The organism is Ectopseudomonas toyotomiensis, from assembly GCF_017167985.1.
Lineage (GTDB): Bacteria > Pseudomonadota > Gammaproteobacteria > Pseudomonadales > Pseudomonadaceae > Aquipseudomonas > Aquipseudomonas toyotomiensis.
On record NZ_CP070505.1, the window covers coordinates 4642516 to 4660877 of the forward strand.

Sequence of the window (18362 nt, forward strand, 5' to 3'; positions counted from 1 at the left end):
GAGTCTCTAATCCTTACCCTTACCGGCCCGAGGCGAGTTGATCGAGGGCGCCAGCCATCCACTGCTGCACGCCATGCATGCTGGCAGCGGAGGTGTCGAGCACCGGTTGCGGGTAAACGCCAAGCAGAATCAGCAGTACGCCGAGGCCGAGTACCATGGCCAGCTCGCGGGCTTTAAGGCCCGGCAGCGGCGCCTCCTGTTGCACCGGGCCGAAGTAGGCGCGGTGGATCATCGCCAGGGCGTACACCGAGCCGAGCACCAGGCCGGTGGCGGCCAGCACCACGACCCAGGGCGCGCTGGGGAAGCTGCCGATCAGGATGAGGAATTCACCGACGAAGTTGCCGGTGCCCGGCAGGCCCAGCGCGGCAGCGGCGAAGAACAGGCTGATGGCCGGCAGCCACGGCATGCGCGCCCAGATGCCGCCCATCTGGCGCAGGTCACGGGTATGCACGCGCTCGTAGAGCTGGCCGCAGAGGATGAACAACGCCGCGGCGGACAGACCGTGGGCGACCATCTGCACCACCGCGCCCTGCAGGGCGATCTGGCTGCCGGAGTAGATGGCGATCAGCACGAAGCCCATGTGCGAGACGCTGGAGTAGGCCACCAGGCGCTTGATGTCGGTCTGCGCGAACGACAGCAGAGCGCCATAGATGATGGCGAACACGCCGAGCCACTGGGCGATCGGTGCGAACTCGGCCGAGGCGTTGGGGAACAGCGGCAGGGCGAAACGCAGCAGGCCGTAGGCGGCGGTCTTCAGCAGGATGCCGGCCAGATCCACGGAACCTGCGGTCGGCGCCTGGGCGTGGGCGTCCGGCAGCCAGGAGTGTACCGGCACCACCGGGAATTTCACCGCGAAGGCGACGAAGAAACCGAGCATCAGCAGGTACTCGGTGCTCGGCGCCAGCTCGGTCTTCAGCAGGTCGGCGTAGTTGAAGGTCAGCACGCCGGTCTGGTTGAAGTGCACGAACACCAGGGCCAGGATCGACACCAGCATGATCAGACCGCTGGCCTGGGTGAAGATGAAGAACTTGGTGGCGGCGGTGATGCGGGTACGGCCGTCGCTGCCGCTGTGACCCCAGAGCGCGATGAGAAAATACATCGGCACCAGCATCATTTCCCAGAAGAAGAAGAACAGGAACAGATCGACGGCGAGGAACACACCGACCACGCCACCGAGAATCCACATCAGGTTGAGGTGGAAGAAACCGACACGGTTCTGGATCTCGTTCCACGAGCACAGCACCGACAGCACGCCGAGCAGGCCGGTGAGCACCACCATCAGCACCGACAGGCCATCCATCGCCAAGTGGATGGTGATGCCCAGGCGCGGAATCCAGTCGATGACGAACTCGTGGGCCCAGCGCGGGCCGCCGCCAGGAGCGGGTGCCAGGGTGAAATCACCGCTGGCCCACAGCCACAGGCCGAGGCCGAACAGCAGGCCCATGGTGAGCAGGGCGATCCAGCGCGGCAGGACGTGGCCGAAGCGCTCGCCTTGCCAGCACAGCAGGCCGCCGATGAAGGGAATCAGGATTAGCCAGGGCAGAATCATGACAGGCTGTTTTCCTTAACTCAGAAAGAGGATGGCGGCGAGCACCAGTACGGCGCCCCCGGCGATCGAAGCGGCGTACCAGCGCACCTGGCCGTTCTCGCTGCGCACCAAGGTAGCGTTGCCACCGCGTGCGAGCAGTGGAATCAGGCCGATACCGCGGTCGATGGGGTCGCGGCGCAGCAGATGGCAGAGCGCAAGGTAAGGGCGCACGAACAGCTTGTCGTAGAGCCAGTCGAAGCCCCAGGCGGCGAACCACAGGGCGCTCAGCAGGCGGCCCGGCGCGCTCTGCGCCACCGCGGAGGCGACGCGGCGCCGGCCGAGGAAGAGCAGGGCGGCGATGACGATACCGCTCACGGCGATCAGCCCCGACAGCAGTTCCAGGCTGTGCTTGGCCTCGCCACCGGCATGGCCGGCGCTTTCCGGCAGCACGCCGGCCAGCGGCGGGGTGATCCAGGCACCGATGAAAGTGGACAGCACGATTAACACGATCAGCGGCAGGTTGTGGGCGATGCCATGACCGGCGTGCGCCTCGGTCTTCGGCTCGCCGTGGAAGGCGATGAAGATCAGGCGGAAGGTGTAGATCGAGGTCAGGAAGGCGCCGAGCAGGCCCGCGTAGAGCAACTCGCTGTGGCCGCTGGCGAAGGCTTCCCAGAGGATTTCGTCCTTGGAGTAGAAACCAGCGGTCAGCAGCGGCAGGGCAGCCAGTGCCGCGCCACCGACGACGAAGCTGGCGTAGGCCAGCGGCAGCTTCCTCCACAGGCCGCCCATCCTGAAGATGTTCTGCTCGTGGTGGCAGGCGTGAATCACTGCACCGGAGGCGAGGAACAGCAGGGCCTTGAAGAAGGCGTGGGTCATCAGGTGGAAGATCGCCGCATCCCAGGCACCAACGCCCAGGGCGAGGAACATGTAGCCGATCTGGCTCATGGTCGAGTAGGCGAGGATGCGCTTGATGTCGGTCTGCACCAGTGCGGCGAAACCGGCCAGTACCAGGGTCACGCCACCGACGATGCCGACCAGTTCGAGAATCTCCGGGGTCAGCAGGAACAGGCCATGGGTACGGGCGATCAGGTAGACGCCAGCGGTGACCATGGTCGCCGCGTGGATCAGCGCCGACACCGGGGTCGGGCCGGCCATGGCGTCGGCCAGCCAGGTCTGCAGCGGCAACTGGGCGGACTTGCCCACCGCGCCGCCCAGCAGCATCAGCGTGGCAAGCCACAGCCAGGCGTCACCGGCCACGTATTGCTGCGGTGCCAGCACCATCAGCTCCTGAATGTTCAGGGTGCCGAGGTTGATGAACAGCAGGAACATACCGATCATCAGGAACACGTCGCCGACGCGGGTGACGATGAACGCCTTGAGCGCCGCGTTACCGTTGGGCACGTGCTTGTAGTAGAAGCCGATCAAGAGGTACGAGCACAGGCCCACGCCTTCCCAGCCGAAGAACAGCACCAGCAGGTTGTCGCCGAGCACCAGCAGCAACATGCTGAAGATGAACAGGTTGGTGTAGGCGAAGAAGCGCGAATAGCCTTCCTCGCCGCGCATGTACCAGCTGGCGAACAGGTGGATGAGGAAACCCACGCCGGTGACCACGCCGAGCATGGTCACCGACAGGCCGTCCAGATGCAGGGTGAAGCTCGGCGCCAGGCCTTCGACGCTCATCCACTGCCATAGGGTCAGGCTGTAGGCGCTGCCGGCCGGCGGGTTGCTGAGGAAAGCCGCGATGACCCAGGCGGCGCTGGCCGCCGCCAGGCCGATGGAGCCGACGCCGATCAGCGCGCTGGTGTTTTCCGAGAGGCGTCCGCGCGAGAAGGCCAGCAGCAGCCAGCCGAGTAGCGGGAAGAATAGAGTCAGGGCTAGAAGGTTCATCCGCGCATCTCGCTGGCAGCGTCGATATCCAGAGTGTTGAAGCGGCGATACAGCTGCAGCAGGATCGCCAGGCCGATGCTGGCCTCAGCGGCTGCCAGGGTAATCACCAGAATGAACATCACCTGGCCGTCAGCCGCGCCCCAGCGGGCGCCGGCGACGACGAAGGCCAGCGCAGCGGCGTTCATCATCACTTCCAGGCTCATCAGAATGAACAGGATGTTGCGCCGCACCATCAGGCCGACCAGGCCGATGCAGAACAGCACGCCGGCCAGGGCCAGGCCGTGCTCCAGAGGTATGCCGGTCATACGGTGGGCTCCTTGGCGTCATGGCGGCCCAGGTGGTAGGCAGCGACCAGTGCGGCGAGCAGCAGCATGGAGGCCAGCTCTACGGCCAGCAGGTAGGGGCCGAACAGGCTGATACCGACGGCCTTGGCTTCCACTGTGGTGTGGCCGATATGAGCGTCGCTGACGTGGTTCAGCAGCACATAGAGCAGCTGGCCGAGCAGCAGGGCGCTGAGAATCGCCGGGCCGACCCAGATGCCAGGCGTCAGCCACCGGCGCTCCTGGTCGGCGGCAGCCGGGCCAAGGTTGAGCATCATCACCACGAAGACGAACAGCACCATGATGGCGCCGGCATAGACGATGATTTCCAGCGCGCCGGCAAAGGGCGCACCGAGGGCAAAGAACACCATCGACACCGCTAGCAGCGAGACGATGAGGTAGAGCAGGGCATGCACCGGGTTGGTGTTGGTGACCACCCCGACCGTTGCTGCCACCGCCACACCGGCGGCGAAGTAAAACGCGAATTCCATCAGAAACTCCTAAGGCAGCAGGCTCTTCACGTTGATCGGCTCGGCCTCGTTCTGCGCGGCGCCCTTGGGCTTGCCGGCGATGGCCATACCGGCAACGCGGTAGAAGTTGTAGTCCGGGTTCTTGCCGGGGCCGCTGATCAGCAGGTCTTCCTTCTCGTACACCAGATCCTGGCGCTTGAACTCGCCCATCTCGAAATCCGGGGTGAGCTGGATCGCGGTGGTCGGGCAGGCTTCCTCGCACAGACCGCAGAAGATGCAGCGCGAGAAGTTGATGCGGAAGAACTCTGGGTACCAACGACCGTCGTCGGTTTCCGCCTTCTGCAGCGAGATGCAGCCCACCGGGCAGGCCACGGCGCACAGGTTGCAGGCTACGCAGCGTTCCTCGCCGTCGGGGTCGCGGGTCAGGACGATGCGGCCACGGTAGCGCGGCGGCAGGTAGACCGGCTCTTCCGGGTATTGCAGGGTGTCGCGCTTGCGAAAGCCATGGCTGAACACCATGACCAGGCTGCGCAGTTGGGTGCCGGTACCGACCAGCACGTCCCAGATGTACTTGAACATTGCTTTTCTCCTTACTGGGCCGTGGCCAGCACGACGGCGCCGGTCACCAGCAGGTTGATCAGGGTCAGCGGCAGGCAGAACTTCCAGCTGAAGGCCATGACCTGGTCATAGCGCGGGCGTGGGATGGACGCGCGCAGCAGGATGAAGATCATGATGAAGAAGGCCGTTTTCAGCGCGAACCAGAAGAACGGAATCTGCGGCAGGATGCCGAACGGGCCGTGCCAGCCACCGAAGAACAGCGTTACCAGCAAGGCCGACACGGTGACGATGGCGACGTACTCGCCGACGAAGAACATGCCCCATTTCATCCCGGCGTATTCGATGTGGTAACCATCGGCCAGCTCCTGCTCGGCTTCCGGCTGGTCGAACGGGTGACGGTGGGTCACCGCGACGGCAGCGATGAAGAAGGTACAAAAGCCGAAGAACTGCGGAATGATGAACCACAGGTTCTGCGCCTGGTAATCGACGATGTCGCGCATGTTGAACGAGCCGACCTGCGCCACCACGCCCATCAGCGCCAGGGCCAGGAACACCTCGTAGGAGATGGTCTGGGCCGAGGCACGCAGGCTGCCGAGCAGGGCGAACTTGTTGTTGCTCGACCAGCCGGCGAACAGCACGGCATAAACCGAAAGACCGGCCATGGCGAAGAAGAACAGGATGCCGATGTTCAGATCCGCCACGCCCCAGGTCGGGGTGATGGGGATGATGGCGAAGGCCATGAGCATCGCGGCGAAGGCGATCATCGGCGCCAGGATGAAGATGAACTTGTCGGCGAACGGCGGCGTCCAGTCCTCCTTGAAGAACATCTTGATCATGTCGGCGGCGATCTGGAACATGCCGAACGGCCCCACACGGTTGGGGCCGTAGCGATCCTGCCACCAACCGAGCAGACGCCGCTCGACGAAGCTCAGCAGCGCGCCGCAGACCACCACCACCAGCAAGATGACGATGGCCTTGAGTACCGCGATGACGATCTCGATTAGTTCGGGCGTCAACCAGCTCATTGCGCGGCCTCCTGCAGCATGGTCACGCTGGCGCCTGTGACCGCTGCCGGAATGCCCGGCAAGCCAACCGGCAGGCCGACCAGACCGACGGCCAGGTCATCACGCACCTGCAGCGGCAGGCGCAGCGCCTGGCCGTTGATGCGCACGGCCAGCAGCGCACCGTCGTTCACGCCCAGGCGAGCCGCTTCCTCGCGGGCCAGGGCCACGTAGGGCTCGGGCATGCGCTCCTGGATCGGTTTGGCGCGCGCGGAGTTTTCCTCGCTGCCGAACAGGTGGTGCAGCGGCGCCACCTGCCAGGTGCCGGCTGCCGGGTTGAACGCAGCGTTGACGGCGAACCAGGGCAGGGCGTTACCGGCGGCTGCGAGCAGGCGCACGCCGGGGTCGCCGGCGCGTAGATGGCCGCCGACCTCGTCCTGGAACTTGTTCCAGGCCTGCGGCGAGTTCCAGCCCGGCGACCAGGCGAAGGGAATCTGCTGCCGGTCTTCCTTGCTGCCGGCATAGCCTTCCATGGAGAAGGCGAAGGCAGTGTCCTGATCCTGCGGCTGACGCGGCTCGTGCACGCTGATGTTGGCGCGCATGGCGGTGCGGCCACTGTAGCGGTGTGGCTCGCGGGCGAGCTTGAGTCCCTTGATACGGAACGAGGCGCTCGGCGCGGCGTCCTTGATCCCGGCCAGCAGCGGGTTGCTGGCGGCGCAGGCCTCGGTGACCTGATCCAGTTGCGTCCAGTCCACGGTCTTGCCTTGCAGGGTGCTGTGCAGCGCGTGCAGCCAGCGCCAGCCTTCACGGATCAGGATGCCGGCGTCGTAGTAGCTCGGCTCATAAACCTGGAAGAAGCGCTGGGCGCGGCCTTCGAGGCTGACCAGGGTGCCGTCGCCTTCAGCGAAGCTGGCCACCGGCAGCAGCAGGTGGGCGTGTTCGCTGGTGGCGGTGCGCTGGTGATCGGCGACGATCACCGCCTGCGCGGCGCTGAGCGCGGCATCGACCTTGGCCGCGTCGGTGCGGCGGTACAGGTCGTTTTCCAGCACGATCACGGCATCGGCCTGGCCGTTGCTCAGCGCATCGAGCGCGGCATCGACGGACTCGCCACCCAGCAGTGCCATGCCCAGGCTGTTTGCTTCCGGTACCACCAGGCTCAGCGAGCCATTCTTCTCACGGTTCTTCAGCGCGCTGGCGATATTGGCGGCGGCTTCGATCAGGGCTTTGTCGCCCAGCGAGGCGCCGGAAACGATCAGCGGGCGTTGGGCTGCCAGCAGGGCGTCGGCGATGCGCTTTACCAGCGCTTGCGCCTCGGCTTCCAGGCCGTCGACCGCCGGTGCGCTCGGGTCGATGGCGTGAGCCACGGCGAAACCGATGCGAGCCAGATCAGCAGGGGCAGCGTGCACACTTTCGGCGGCCACGTCGTCCAGGCGGGTTTCCGTGACACTGGCGATAAACAGCGGGTGACGAGCATGCTGCGCAACGTTCTGCACGGCGGCCATGTGCCAGTCCTGAATGCGCGCACCGGCAGCGATCTCGGTGGCCTTGCCCTTGACCGCCTGGCGCAGGGCCAGGGCCATGCGTGCGGCGGTCTGGGTCAGGTCTTCGCCGAGGACGAAGATGGCGTCGTGCAGCTCGACATCGCGCAGGGTCGGCGTTGGCAGCGGGCCGTTTTGCAGGATGTCGCGGATCAGGCGGATGTTCTCCAGCTCGCCCGCAGCGATACCACTGTAGTAGTTGTCGGCACCCACCAGTTCGCGCAGGGCGAAGTTGGATTCCAGGCTGGCACGCGGCGAGCCAATGCCGATCACGCGCTTGCCCTTGAGCAGCTCGGCGGCCTTGTCCAGCGCGGCATCGATGCCGATGGCCTGGCCAGCCAGCAGCGGCTGACGTGGGCGATCCGCGTTGTTGACATAGCCATAGCCGAAGCGGCCACGGTCGCATAGGAAGTACTGGTTCACCGAGCCGTTGAAGCGGTTCTCGATACGGCGCAGCTCGCCGTAGCGTTCACCGGGGCTGATGTTGCAGCCGCTGGAGCAGCCGTGGCAGATGCTCGGGGCGAACTGCATGTCCCACTTGCGGTTGTAGCGTTCGGAGTGGGTCTTGTCGGTGAATACGCCTGTCGGGCAGACCTCGACTAGGTTGCCGGAAAACTCGCTTTCCAGCGTGCCGTCCTCGACGCGGCCGAAGTACACGTTGTCATGCGCGCCATAGACGCCCAGGTCGGTGCCGCCGGCGTAGTCCTTGTAGTAGCGCACACAGCGGTAGCAGGCGATGCAGCGGTTCATCTCGTGGGCGATGAAGGGGCCGAGTTCCTGGTTTTGGTGGGTACGCTTGGTGAAGCGATAACGACGGGCGTTGTGCCCGGTCATCACCGTCATGTCCTGCAGGTGGCAGTGACCGCCTTCCTCGCACACTGGGCAGTCGTGCGGGTGGTTGGTCATCAACCATTCGACGACGCTGGCGCGGAACGCCTTGGACTCCTCGTCGTCGATGCTGATCCAGGTGTTGTCGGTGGCAGGCGTCATGCAGGACATGACGATACGACCACGGGTGTCGTTCTCGTCGTTGTACTGCTTGACCGCGCACTGGCGGCACGCCCCGACGCTGCCAAGCGCCGGGTGCCAGCAGAAGTAGGGGATATCGAGTCCGAGGGACAGGCAGGCCTGCAGGAGGTTGTCTGCACCATCGACTTCGAAATCTTTGCCGTCTACGTGGATAGTGGCCATTTCTTTGAGTCTTCGTTTACCCGCTGATTAAAGCGGCTGGCTAAGGGAATTCGTCTGTTCAGCTCGTACTTGCCGGCATGCGGGGCGTGGTCGCCACCTTGGCCACACCGGCCTCGAACTCTTCACGGAAATACTTGATGGCACTGCCCAACGGCTCCACGGCGCCTGGCGCGTGAGCACAGAAGGTCTTGCCCGGGCCGAGGAAGTTGACCAGGCCGAGCAGGGTGGCGATGTCCTCGCGTGTGCCTTCGCCACGCTCCAGTGCACGAAGGATCTTCACGCTCCACGGCAGGCCGTCGCGGCACGGCGTGCACCAGCCGCAGGACTCGCGGGCGAAGAACTCTTCCATGTTGCGCAGCAGCGAGACCATGCTGATCGAGTCGTCGACTGCCAGCGCCAGGCCGGTGCCCATGCGTGTGCCGACCTTGGCGATGCCGCCGGCGTACATCTGCGCCTCGAGGTGTTCGGGCAGCAGGAAGCCGGTGCCGGCACCGCCCGGCTGCCAGCATTTGAGCTGGTAACCATCGCGCATGCCGCCGGCGTAGTCCTCGAATAACTCGCGGGCGGTGATGCCGAACGGCAGCTCCCACAGACCGGGGTTCTTCACCTTCCCGGAGAACCCCATCAGCTTGGTGCCGTGGTCTTCGCTGCCCGGGCGGGCGAGGCCCTTGTACCAGTCCACGCCCTGGCCGACGATGGCCGGCACATTGCACAGGGTTTCGACGTTATTGACGCAAGTGGGTTTGCCCCATACGCCGACAGCAGCCGGGAAGGGCGGCTTGGCGCGTGGGTTGGCGCGGCGGCCTTCCAGCGAGTTGATCAGCGCGGTTTCCTCGCCGCAGATGTAGCGGCCGGCACCGGTATGCACGAACAGCTCGAAATCGAAGCCGCTGCCAAAAATGTTCTTGCCGAGCAGGCCGGCGGCCTTGGCTTCATCGATAGCGCGGTTGAGGTTGGCTGCGGCGTCGACGTACTCGCCACGCAGGAAGATGTAGCCGCGATAGGCCTTCAGTGCGCGCGCGGAGATCAGCATGCCTTCCACCAGCAGGTGGGGCAGCTGTTCCATCAGCATGCGGTCTTTCCAGGTGTTGGGCTCCATTTCGTCCGCGTTGCACAGCAGATAGCGGATGCTCATGGATTCGTCGGCCGGCATCAGACCCCACTTCACGCCGGTGGGGAAACCCGCGCCGCCACGACCCTTGAGGCCGGATTCCTTGACGGTCTGCACGATGTCGGCCTGAGCCATTTCGGTCAGTGCCTTGCGTGCGGCCGCGTAGCCGTTCTTCTGCTGGTATTCCTGCAGCCATACCGGCTGGGCGTCGTCACGCAGACGCCAGGTCAGCGGATGGGTTTCTTCGCTGCGGGTGATGCGGTTGGCTGGGCCGATGGAGGTGAGGGTCTTCATTTATAGGCCTCCAGCAGCTTGGTGACACCGTCAGGTTGAACATCGCCGAAGGTATCGTCGTCGATCATTACCGCCGGAGCCTTGTCGCAGTTGCCCAGGCAGCAAACCGGCAGCAGGGTGAAACGCTCATCGCTGGTGGTCTGGCCAAGGCCGATGCCAAGTTGCTTCTGCATCTCACTGACCACCGACTCATGGCCGCCGATGTAGCAGGTCATGCTGTCGCACACGCGAATCACGTGACGGCCGACTGGCTGGCGGAAGATCTGGCTATAGAAGGTGGCCACGCCCTCGACGTCGCTGGCCGGAATGCCAAGGATCGCGCCGATGGCGTCGGCGGCGCCGTCCGGCACCCAGCCGCGGGCTTTCTGCACGATCTTCAGCGCTTCGATGCTGGCGGCGCGCGGGTCTTCGTAGTGGTGCATCTCGTGCTCGATGGCCGAGCGCTCGGTTTCGCTGAGAACGAAACGGTCTGTCTGGATAAGCGTGTTCATGATCAGCGGTCCACGTCGGCCATGACGAAGTCGATACTGCCCAGGTAGGCGATCAGATCCGCCACCATGCTGCCGCGAATCACCGAGGGGATCTGCTGCAGGTGGGGGAAGCTGGGCGTGCGAATCCGGGTGCGGTAGCTCATGGTGCTGCCGTCGCTCGTCAGGTAGTAGCTGTTGATGCCCTTGGTCGCCTCGATCATCTGGAAGGCTTCGTTGGCCGGCATCACCGGGCCCCAGGAAACCTGCAGGAAGTGGGTGATCAGGGTTTCGATGTGCTGCAGCGTGCGCTCTTTCGGCGGCGGCGTGGTCAGCGGGTGATCCGCTTTGTACGGGCCTTCCGGCATGTTCTTCAGGCACTGGTCGATGATGCGGATGCTCTGGCGCATCTCTTCCACACGCACCATGCAGCGGTCGTAGGCGTCGCCATTGACGGCCAGCGGCACCTCGAAATCGAAGTGCTCGTAGCCGGAGTAGGGGCGCGCCTTGCGCAGGTCGAAATCGCAACCGGTGGCGCGCAGGCCGGCGCCGGTGGTGCCCCATTCCAGTGCTTCCTTGGTGTTGTACTGCGCCACACCAATGGTTCGGGCCTTGAGGATGCTGTTCTTCAGCGCCGCCTTCTCGTATTCGTCGAGGCGCTTGGGCAGCCAGTCGACGAATTCCTTGACCAGCTTGTCCCAGCCGCGCGGCAGGTCGTGGGCGACGCCGCCGATGCGGTACCAGGCCGGGTGCAGGCGGAAGCCGGTGATGGCCTCGATCACCTTGTAGGCACGCTGGCGATCGGTGAAGGTGAAGAACACCGGGGTCATGGCGCCGACGTCCTGGATGTAGGTGCCGAGGAACAGCAGGTGGCTGGTGATGCGGAAGAACTCGGCGAGCATCACGCGGATGACGTCGACGCGGGCCGGCACTTTGATACCGGCGAGTTTCTCCACCGAGAGCACGTAGGGCAGGTTGTTCATCACCCCGCCGAGGTAGTCGATGCGGTCGGTGTAGGGGATGAAGCTGTGCCAGCTCTGCCGCTCGGCCATCTTCTCGGCACCACGGTGGTGGTAGCCGATCTCGGGCACGCAGTCGACGATCTCTTCACCGTCGAGCTGCAGGATGATGCGGAAGGCACCGTGCGCGGACGGGTGGTTGGGGCCAAGGTTGAGGAACATGTAGTCCTCGTGCTCACCGCCGCGTTTCATGCCCCAGTCTTCGGGGCGGAAGCGCGCGGCTTCTTCTTCCAGTTGCTGCTTGGCCAGGGTCAGGCTGAACGGATCGAATTCAGTGGCGCGCGCCGGGTAGTCCTTGCGCAGCGGGTGACCTTCCCAGGTCGGCGGCATCATGATGCGGCTCAGGTGCGGGTGGCCGGTGAAGGTGATGCCGTACAGGTCCCAGACTTCGCGCTCGTACCAGTTGGCGTTGGGCCAGATGCTGGTGGCGGTGGGCAGGTTGAGGTCGCGCTCGGACAAGGCGACCTTGATCATCACGTCACTATTACGCTCCAGCGACATCAGGTGGTAGAACACCGTGAAGTCGGCGTCCGGCAGGCCGCGACGCTGGGTACGCAGGCGCTCGTCGACGCCATGCAGGTCATAGAGCATCACGTAGGGGCGCGGCAGGTTGCGCAGGCAGGTGAGCACTTCAATAAGGCGCTCACGGGCAACCCAGAGTACCGGCATGCCGGTGCGGGTCGCTTGCAGGGTGAAACTGTCATCGCCAAAGCGGGCGCGCAGTTCGGCGACGACGTCCTGGTCGTCAGCCTTGTAAGGCGGTATGGACACAACGGTGTCTTGAGTCATGGTCTCGGTCGCTGTCGATCAACGTAGAAAGTGGGCGTGATGCTTGCGCAGGCAAGCATCGGCTCAGACTTCGTCGGGGCTACGCAGGTTGGTAACGGCGATTCGCTGCTCGCGTCGCTGTTCCTTCTGCGAAGGCATTTCGGCACGGTAGATGCCTTGATCGCCGACGACCCAGGATAGCGGGCGGCGCTCCTGGCCGATGGATTCCTGCAGCAGCATCAAGCCTTGCAGGAACGCCTCCGGACGGGGCGGGCAGCCGGGAATGTAGACGTCCACGGGGAGGAACTTGTCCACGCCCTGAACGACCGAGTAGATGTCGTACATGCCGCCGGAATTGGCGCATGAACCCATGGAGATGACCCACTTGGGCTCCAGCATCTGCTCGTAGAGACGCTGGATGACCGGCGCCATCTTGATGAAGCAGGTGCCGGCGATGACCATGAAGTCAGCCTGGCGCGGTGATGCACGAATGACTTCCGCACCGAAACGCGCCACGTCATGCGGGGCGGTGAAGGCGGTGGTCATTTCCACATAGCAGCAGGACAGGCCGAAGTTGTACGGCCACAAGGAATTCTTACGCCCCCAGTTGACCGCGCCGTTGAGCACGTCCGAGAGCTTGCCCATGTAGATGTTCTTGTGAACCTGATCCTCTAGCAGCGGGTCGGAGACGACCTCCCGCTGGCCGATCGGATACGCCTCGTTGGGCGCATCCGGGTCGACCCGAGTAAGTTTGTATTGCATCGCCAAAGCCTCATTGTTTCAGCTTCGCCTGCCGTTCACGACGTCCCTGCGGTGCCCAATCGAGCGCGCCGATACGCCAAAGATAGACAAGACCTGCCAACAGAATTGCTATGAAAACTGTAGCTTCGATCAGGCCCGCCCAGCCGCTTTCGCGTACCGAGACTGCCCAAGCGAAGAGATAGAGGGCTTCAACGTCGAAGATCACGAAGAGCATCGCGACCAGATAGAACTTGGCTGACAGGCGCAGACGCGCGCTGCCGGTGGGAAGCATGCCCGACTCGAAGGGTTCGTTCTTGCTGCGTCCCCAAGCCTTGCTGCCGAGCAGGCTGGAAAGGCCAAGCATGAAGGCGATGAGCCCGCAGACACCCAGCAAGAACACAGCGAAAGCCCAGTTATGGGACATGGTCGTTACCGCATCAGGCATGCCGGTACTCCTTGAATTAAGGAACGGCTTTTAATTTAGTAGCTGCCAAACACCGTCAAGGGCGCTGGCGCGAAGTGTGTATACAATACTATGTGCAGGCCAACTGTAAGTAAATTTTTCAGAGAAAAATTATTCGCGCAGTTTGACCGTTTCTGTCGAGCTTATGATTGACTTGTCGCATCGATGCAATTCTGCAGTGAACCGCATGGGCCGACGTTTCAGGACTATAGCTGACAGCTCTGTTCTGGCAATTTCCAGGAGCCATTCACCTGACTAATCTGCCTCATTTCGAGATCTGATGAGCCTCGGCGAGATAAGCAATTCACTGCCACTTTGGTGTTAAGGCCAAAGCAGCAGAGCATCGCGTTAAATTCCAATAGCGCATATTTAACGGCCTGCTCTATTACCAAATTTTATTCATTCAGTGAGGCTGCCTGGCTGATTTTGTACTAGCGTGCATGAATCGCCAGAGAGCGATATGCCATCGATCAAGCAGTGCCCACCATTCGCCGGGTCTGCGAAGTTGCCCCCTGCCTGGGTATGCCGACCCTTCGTATGAATAACAACATGAGGGGTTTTGCCATGCCTGTTGTCCAGTCTTTGCCGCGTATCGTCCCCACCGTTCTGTTGCTAGCCCTGAGCGCGCCTGCCAGCGCGGAATTGGGGGATTACAGTTTCTGGCAGAGCCTGAGCAACCTAGTGTCGCCGCCCAGGGCCGATAATCCGGTGACGCCTGCGCAGCGTGTGGGGCCGTATCCGCTGTTGGCCAATCCGAGTGGCTTCAATAGCGGCTTCAATCCCGGCAATTACTACGGCTGGCAAACGATTCAGATGGCGCCACAGACCGGTGCGGTGTGCGGCAATGGCTCGCCCTACAAGTTCTTCATCAATCGAGTGCCGAACACGCGCAATACCATCGTTTATCTGGAAGGTGGTGGCGCCTGTTGGGATTACGCCAGTTGCAGCGGGCAAAGCGGCATACGTGGCGCGCGCAATCCCGATGGTATCGCCGACGACTACATGTCGCTGCTCAACCCCGGCGCCAGTCTGGTGAGTCCCTTCGTCGTGCGTCTGCACCCCTGGACGCGCGTCAAGACGCAGAACTGGAACATGGTCTATGTGCCGTATTGCACGGGTGATATCTACTCCGGCGACAAGGTGGCGGTATACGAAGACCCGCAGGGGGTAAATCCTCCGCTGGTGTGGCACCACAACGGCTTGCGCAACATGCGCGCGGTGGTGGGGTGGCTGAAGGACAATCTGCCGCGGCCGACCCAGATGCTCACCACCGGATGCAGTGCAGGCGGCGCGGGCAGCCTGACCAACTACGCCAACCTGCGCCAGGACATCGCGCCAAACCGGGGTTACCTGATCAATGATTCCGGGCCCGTCTATACCGCGCTGGCTGGCGACAACCAGGCTTATCCGTCCTATCCGTTGCAGACCCTGATCCGTCAGGCCTGGGGGCTGGATGCGGCGCAGGGACCGTTGCAATACCTGCAGGCGCGCCTGCCAGGCTTCAACAGCAACGATCTGGGCAGCCTGTATCCGGCGCTTTCGAGCAATCTGCCGGGTGATCGCATGGGGCATACGCATTTCTGGCAGGACCTGAACTATTCGTCCTATTCCTACGAGCGCTTCTACCCTGAGATCGTCAACGCGCCGAATCAGGCTACCAAGGAAGCACTGATCAAGCAGCGCTGGGCAACGGATACCACGCGTCTACGCAGCCAACTGGCGAGCCTGGGCAATGTCGGTGGTTATTTCCCGCAATTCCGTAACGTCAACGAAAGCCACTGCACCAGCATCATCGAGTTCGCCAACTCCGATATCCAGGAGCAGAATCTGCAACTGGATAACTTCGTCAGCAGTGTTCTCGATGGCAGTGGGCAGGTTCTGGATGCTTCGGAAAGCAGCGATGTGGCCGACCGCAACAAACCATTCAATCTGCTGTATTACCTGCTCGATCAACTGCTCTGAGCAGAGCCGGCGCTGCAGCGAGCGGTTTCGCTGCAGCGTTCAGCTGTCCGGATCTTGCCGATAATTGCGCTCGCGTGCCTCCTGCAGGCGTTGCCTTAGGTACTGGTCGCGAGTGAGCCCGTCGGGGATGTTCTGCAGGGCGAGTACTTCCTCGACGATGCGTTTCTCTTCGGCCTTGTAGCGTTCGAAGTTTGGGTCGGGCCGTTGCGCCAGTCTGGCTTCGCGTTCGGCGCTGATGGTCTGATAGCGACTGATCAACGCTTGAGCGCGTCTCTTCTGTTCATTTTCGTCAGTGCTCACGGCCTTGATCAGGGCGATCTGCAGCAGCAGTGCTTCGCTCAGCGCCAATTCGCCTCGGCTTTCCATGGCGTCGATGCCCTGACTCAACTCCTGCGCCTGGGCTTCGCGGTCGCTGCGGGCGAGCGTCTTGGCGTGCTCGATAAAGCCTCGGTAGCGCTGATGAAAATCCAGGCGCCGCGCTTGTTGCTCGACCTCAGGACTTGCCAGCAGCTGTCGCTGTTCGCGGCTGAGGTCGGTCGAGGCGGGCGGGGCGCTGCCTTGCTCTACGGAAGGCGTCGGCTGTTGTTCTGGCTGAGAACTGACGGGCTCATCTGCACCGGGGCGTTGCCAGTACCAGGTGAGTGCTGCACAGCCAACCAAAACGCAGCAGCCGAACAGCAGGGCGGAGCGGGGCATGGGCGATCCTCGCGCGGGATGATGCCTTGCAGCTTAGAAGTTGCAGTCGCGTTTTGCCTGTCCATGCAGCGAATGGAGGGCCTGCCCTTTCGTCGTGGGCGAGAGGGCAGGTGTTTGGATCAGAACAGCGGCTTGCCGTCTTCGCGCGTGACGATCACGGTGGCCGAGCGTGGGCGGCGGCCGGGGCCGTCCGGCCAGGTGCTGCGAAAATCCGTCGGAGTCGAGCCTTCACCCGGGTGCTGGATGTTGACGAACAGCGTGCGGAAGTCCGGTGTGGCGGTGATGCCGGTGACCTCGCAACCCACCGGGCCGACCAGAAAGCGCTTGACCTCACCGGTGGTGGGTTCGGCCACCAGCATCTGGTTGTTGCCGAACGGGCCGCTGGCGAGCTGGCTGCCGCTCATGTCGGTCTGGATCCACAGACGGCCTTCGTCGTCGAACCACAGGCCGTCCGGGCTGGCCAGGCGGTTGTCGGCGGTCAGCGGTCTGCCGTTGGGGTCGAGGCTGTCGTTCTCCGGCCCGGCCAGCAGGAACAGGCTCCAGACGAACTCGCGGCCAGCATAATCGCGGCTCTGCTCACGCCAGCGGATGATGTGGCCGTAGGCGTTGGCAGGGCGCGGGTTGGCCGCGTCTACGACGGTGCGCGAGCTGTTGTTGGTGAGGGTGAAGTAGACATCACCGTTGTTCGGGTTCACCGCGCCCCATTCCGGCCGATCCATCTTGGTGGCGCCGACGATGTCGGCAGCCAGGCGGGTGTTGATCAGTACCTCGCCCTGGTCGGCGAAGCTTACCCCGGCAGCCCTGCAGGCGGCCTGGAAGGCCTTGTCCTTGATGTCCAGGGCCAGCCAATCCCCCTTGCCGTTGGCCTTGAAGCGCGCCACGTAGAGGGTGCCCTCGTCGAGCAGACTGCCGTTGCTGCGACCCGGTACGTACCTGCTGCGGCTGACGAACTTGTAGATGTACTCGTTCTGCGAATCGTCGCCGGAATAGCAGACCACTGGACTGCCCGGTTTGACCGGGGCGAATACCAGGCCTTCGTGGGCGAAGCGGCCCAGTGCGGTGCGCTTGACCGGGGCCGATTCCGGTGCGAAGGGATCGATCTCGACGATCCAGCCGAAGTGGTTCGGCTCGTTGCGATAGTCGCCTGCAGCCTCAGCGGCCAGGCGGGTGGCGTTGAAGCGCTGGAACTCGTCGCCGGACAGGTGATCCCAACCGTAGCGGCTGGCGCTGCCGACACCGTAGCGGGTCATTTCACGCGGGCGCTCAGTATCGCCGCTGGCGAAATAACCAGCCCAGTTTTCCTCGCAGGTTAGGTAAGTGCCCCAGGGCGTGAAGCCGTTGGCGCAGTTGTTCAGCGTGCCGCGGGTGGCGGTGCCATCGGGGCTGTAGCGAGTCTGGAGCAGGGCGTGACCGCGTGCTGGGCCGCTGATCTGCATCGGTGTGGCGCCCGTGATGCGGCGGTTGCGGGCGCTGGGCAGCACCTCCCATTGGCCACGCACGCGGCGCACTTCTACTACCGAAACGCCGTGGGCGTTGATTTCCTTGCGCACTTCATCGGCGCTGCTGCGCTTGCCGCCGACCAGGGTGGGGCCATTGGGGTGCAGCAGCGGCGCGTCGATGTACTCGTGGTTGAGTACCAGCAGGCCGTGGTCGCTCTTGTGACCGCCGCCGCGCTGACCGTCGATGGGGAAGAAGTGCATGCCGTCATGGTGCATGCCGATCTGGTCAGCCTGATCGGCGGCACTGTTGCCGGCGTTGTCGAGGAATGCCGGGAAGCTGCCACGAATCGGCGTGCCCCAGGGGATGAAGGTGGTGGCTTTGTAGCCGGCTGGCACGGTGATGGTATCGGCACGGGTAACCGCCACCGGATTGAACGGCAGGCGCTTGCTGCGTTTCTTCAGGCGTTCCAGCAGCTCCTTGAGCTGGTCTTTGAGCGGGTTGTCCGCGGCCTCGGCACTGCCGGGCATGGCGACGCCGAGAAAGCCCATGACGCCGAGCGCAGCGCCGCTGGCGACCACCTGGCGGCGGCTCAGGCCGGCTTCGATCAGGTCATTGATATGAGGATTGCTGGAGGCGTTGCTGAGCGGTTCATCGCCATTGCCGAATAGCACGTTTTGCTCTTGTTCATTGCGCATGGAGGGCTCCTTGTCAGGCTGATCGACGGAGTCATGACGCTAACCAAGGAAAACGACGGAATAGTGACAGCGTCTGTGCGCCATTGCACAAAACTGCTCGGAGGTCTAACGACCATCCTCTGTTTGGCGCCGCTTCGTCGGGTGTCGCAAGGCTCTTGCAGAGCAGGCAGTACAGGTGTTTGTGCTGGCATTGGTACGCGGGACACACCCTGC

Annotated in this window: 15 protein-coding genes; 1 reads left to right on the forward strand and 14 read right to left on the reverse strand. The window is 63.5% G+C overall.

The window, feature by feature from the left end; all coding sequences use genetic code 11:
• Positions 1–19 precede the first annotated feature (19 nt).
• The 12 genes from nuoM to JWV26_RS21555 form a co-directional block, all read right to left on the reverse strand.
• Complete coding sequence (gene nuoM, locus JWV26_RS21500; RefSeq protein WP_074914848.1) at positions 20–1549, reverse strand: NADH-quinone oxidoreductase subunit M; 1530 nt, start codon at positions 1547–1549, stop codon at positions 20–22.
• Positions 1550–1564: 15 nt separating this feature from the next.
• A complete protein-coding gene (gene nuoL, locus JWV26_RS21505) occupies positions 1565–3415 on the reverse strand; it encodes an NADH-quinone oxidoreductase subunit L (RefSeq protein ID WP_206417780.1) in 1851 nt (616 codons plus the stop codon).
• The gene (gene nuoK, locus JWV26_RS21510; protein ID WP_003460477.1) at positions 3412–3720 is read right to left on the reverse strand and encodes an NADH-quinone oxidoreductase subunit NuoK; all 309 of its coding nucleotides are present in this window, start codon (positions 3718–3720) and stop codon (positions 3412–3414) included. The genes nuoL and nuoK overlap by 4 nt, the downstream gene beginning before the upstream one ends.
• Entirely contained in the window at positions 3717–4226 is a 510-nt protein-coding gene (gene nuoJ, locus JWV26_RS21515) for an NADH-quinone oxidoreductase subunit J (RefSeq protein ID WP_072424103.1), read from the reverse strand. Before nuoJ ends, nuoK begins: the two co-directional genes overlap by 4 nt.
• A 9-nt stretch (positions 4227–4235) precedes the next feature.
• On the reverse strand, positions 4236–4784 hold the full coding sequence (nuoI, locus tag JWV26_RS21520; protein WP_041979355.1) for an NADH-quinone oxidoreductase subunit NuoI: 549 nt from the start codon (positions 4782–4784) through the stop codon (positions 4236–4238).
• A gap of 11 nt (positions 4785–4795) precedes the next feature.
• Entirely contained in the window at positions 4796–5788 is a 993-nt protein-coding gene (gene nuoH, locus JWV26_RS21525; RefSeq protein ID WP_093052500.1) for an NADH-quinone oxidoreductase subunit NuoH, read from the reverse strand.
• Complete coding sequence (gene nuoG / locus JWV26_RS21530; protein WP_206417781.1) at positions 5785–8493, reverse strand: NADH-quinone oxidoreductase subunit NuoG; 2709 nt, start codon at positions 8491–8493, stop codon at positions 5785–5787. Before nuoG ends, nuoH begins: the two co-directional genes overlap by 4 nt.
• Positions 8494–8551: 58 nt before the next feature.
• Positions 8552–9898, reverse strand: a complete 1347-nt coding sequence (nuoF, locus tag JWV26_RS21535; protein WP_206417782.1) for an NADH-quinone oxidoreductase subunit NuoF — start codon at positions 9896–9898, stop codon at positions 8552–8554.
• Positions 9895–10389, reverse strand: a complete 495-nt coding sequence (nuoE, locus tag JWV26_RS21540) for an NADH-quinone oxidoreductase subunit NuoE (RefSeq protein ID WP_420890281.1) — start codon at positions 10387–10389, stop codon at positions 9895–9897. Before nuoE ends, nuoF begins: the two co-directional genes overlap by 4 nt.
• Before the next feature lie 2 nt (positions 10390–10391).
• A complete protein-coding gene (nuoC, locus tag JWV26_RS21545) occupies positions 10392–12173 on the reverse strand; it encodes an NADH-quinone oxidoreductase subunit C/D (RefSeq protein ID WP_074914858.1) in 1782 nt (593 codons plus the stop codon).
• Positions 12174–12236: 63 nt separating this feature from the next.
• Positions 12237–12914 (reverse strand): NuoB/complex I 20 kDa subunit family protein, encoded by a 678-nt coding sequence (locus JWV26_RS21550; protein ID WP_037055875.1) that lies wholly within the window; start codon positions 12912–12914, stop codon positions 12237–12239.
• Positions 12915–12924: 10 nt separating this feature from the next.
• Positions 12925–13338, reverse strand: coding sequence for an NADH-quinone oxidoreductase subunit A (locus JWV26_RS21555; protein WP_061239289.1), 414 nt, complete (start codon positions 13336–13338; stop codon positions 12925–12927).
• Positions 13339–13920: 582 nt separating this feature from the next.
• Between JWV26_RS21555 and JWV26_RS21560 the strand changes: the two genes are divergently transcribed.
• Entirely contained in the window at positions 13921–15318 is a 1398-nt protein-coding gene (locus JWV26_RS21560) for a pectin acetylesterase-family hydrolase (protein WP_100547133.1), read from the forward strand.
• Positions 15319–15357: 39 nt separating this feature from the next.
• Here JWV26_RS21560 and JWV26_RS21565 read toward each other — a convergent pair whose 3' ends face one another.
• Entirely contained in the window at positions 15358–16014 is a 657-nt protein-coding gene (locus JWV26_RS21565; protein ID WP_206417783.1) for a hypothetical protein, read from the reverse strand.
• Positions 16015–16133: 119 nt separating this feature from the next.
• Positions 16134–18149 (reverse strand): PhoX family protein, encoded by a 2016-nt coding sequence (locus JWV26_RS21570; protein ID WP_074914866.1) that lies wholly within the window; start codon positions 18147–18149, stop codon positions 16134–16136.
• Between the last annotated feature and the right edge of the window lie 213 nt (positions 18150–18362).